The following is a 1,957-nucleotide window of genomic DNA, read 5'->3' on the forward strand; positions in this document are numbered from 1 at the left end:
CAGGAGCGCACGATCTTCTACTTCTACGCGGTGGTGCTGGTGCCGTTCCTCTGCCTCGCGCTGGCGATGGCGCTGGGGGCGGCGCTCGTCCGGGCGGCGGTCGGGGGCCCGGGCCGGTGGGGCGGCTCCGGGCTGCGGTCGGTGGCGTCGTTGGCTGGGGTGGGGGCGTCCACGACGCCATCTTGGCATCCGCCGCCGTGGTGTCCTGCGAGGATGGCGGGGTGACTGCCGCAACGCCTTCCGCCGATCACCCGCACGACGACTCCGCCACCGGGCGCCCCGGGGACGGCGACCCGACCGGAGGCGACGTCGCCACCGCCGTTGACGCCCTCGGTGCCGGGCACCCCCCGGCCGGGGACGCCGCCGCCCCGGAGGGCGCCGAGGCGGCAGGTGCCACGGACCCGGCGGACGGTCCCGAACCGGCGGATGCTCCCGACCCGGTGGGTGCTCCGGACCCGGGGGACGCACGGGGCCCGGCGGACGCTCCGGTCGGGACGGGCGTTTCTTCCGGGGAGGGCGACGGCGTGCTGGTGTTGGCCGGCACCCCGATCGGCGACCTCGCCGACGCGCCGCCGCGGCTCGCGGCGGAGCTGGAGCGGGCCGACCTGATCGCCGCGGAGGACACCCGTCGGCTGCGGCGGCTCACCCAGGGGTTGGGCGTCCACACCACGGGTCGCGTCGTCTCCTACTTCGAGGGCAACGAGGCCGCCCGCACCCCGGAACTCGTCCGGGAGCTGACCGGTGGCGCGCGGGTGCTGCTGGTCACCGACGCCGGCATGCCGTCCGTCTCCGACCCCGGGTACCGGCTGGTCGCCGCCGCCGTCGAGGTGGGCGTCCGGGTCACCGCCGTGCCCGGCCCGTCTGCGGTGCTGACCGCCCTGGCGCTCTCGGGCCTGCCCGTCGACCGCTTCTGCTTCGAGGGGTTCCTGCCCCGCAAGGCGGGGGAGCGCGCCGGGCGGCTGCGCGAGGTCGCCGCCGAGCGCCGCACCCTCGTCTACTTCGAGGCGCCCCACCGACTCGCCGCGGCGCTGTCCGCCATGGCCGAGGCGTTCGGAGCGGACCGCCGCGCCGCGGTCTGCCGGGAGCTGACCAAGACCTACGAGGAGGTCCGACGCGGAACCCTGGCCGAACTCGCGGCCTGGGCCGAGGCGGGCGTCCGCGGCGAGATCACGGTGGTGGTGACCGGCGCGACCGAGGTCGCCGAGAAGCCGGACGAGGCCGAACTGGTGCGGCGCGTCACGGCCCGTGAGGAGGCGGGGGAGCACCGCAAGGCGGCGATCGCCGAGGTCGCACGGGAGGCGGGGCTTCCCAAACGAGAGGTCTTCGACGCTGTGGTCGCCGCGAAGAAAAAGCCGCATACTGGGTCATAGGGCGCGCGGGCGCGCCGTGCGCTCGGCAGGAGACGTCTCACACGAGCGCAGGTGCGTCATGAACGACGGGAACCGCGAGACCGTATCCGAGTCCTACGCCTTCGTATGTCTCAGATGTACGTACGGCTGGGAGCAGACCTTCCTCATAGAGCACCACCAGGACGAGAACGGCCGGCCGTACGTCCTGTACTTCGTCGGCATGGAACGGGTGCCCTCCCCGCTGGCCCGCCTCACCTGCCACCGGTGCGGCAGCCACCGCGTCCGCGTCATGCAGGCCGGGACCGTGCGGGCGGTGCAGCGGGCCTCCAGCTGGTTGCCCTCCGGCGGCCTCGCCGTGGACGAGCCCGCCGACCCGCCGCACGACACCGAACAGGACCAGGCGGAATCGGAGGCCATGGCGCAGGAGGCGCCCGAGCCCGCCGACGCCGCACATCATCACCGCCATCACCACGACCGCTCCGCCGGCGAACCCGCCGGCAGCGGCCGTTCCTGGTGGCGACGCCACTGACGCACCCGGCCCGGTGGGCGGGCCGCGCCCGGACGCCCCGGCGCCCGGGCCCGGCGCGCCTGCTCGGCCGGCCCACAGT

The 1,957-nt window shown here is 75.5% G+C and carries 3 protein-coding genes; all 3 read left to right on the top strand.

Features of this window, described 5'->3' with window-relative positions:
- Nucleotides 1–225, top strand: a 225-nt coding sequence (locus HCN52_RS24030; RefSeq protein ID WP_168090523.1) for a hypothetical protein, incomplete at its 5' end; no start/stop codon positions are given.
- Nucleotides 226–524: 299 nt separating this feature from the next.
- The gene (rsmI, locus tag HCN52_RS24035) at nt 525–1,370 is read left to right on the top strand and encodes a 16S rRNA (cytidine(1402)-2'-O)-methyltransferase (RefSeq protein WP_168090524.1); all 846 of its coding nucleotides are present in this window, start codon (nt 525–527) and stop codon (nt 1,368–1,370) included.
- A 58-nt stretch (nt 1,371–1,428) separates the two neighbouring features.
- Complete coding sequence (locus tag HCN52_RS24995) at nt 1,429–1,878, top strand: hypothetical protein (RefSeq protein WP_209314939.1); 450 nt, start codon at nt 1,429–1,431, stop codon at nt 1,876–1,878.
- The last annotated feature ends 79 nt before the right edge of the window (nt 1,879–1,957 follow it).

Origin of the sequence: Streptomyces bohaiensis, from assembly GCF_012033785.1 — a bacterium.
Lineage (GTDB): Bacteria > Actinomycetota > Actinomycetes > Streptomycetales > Streptomycetaceae > Streptomyces > Streptomyces bohaiensis.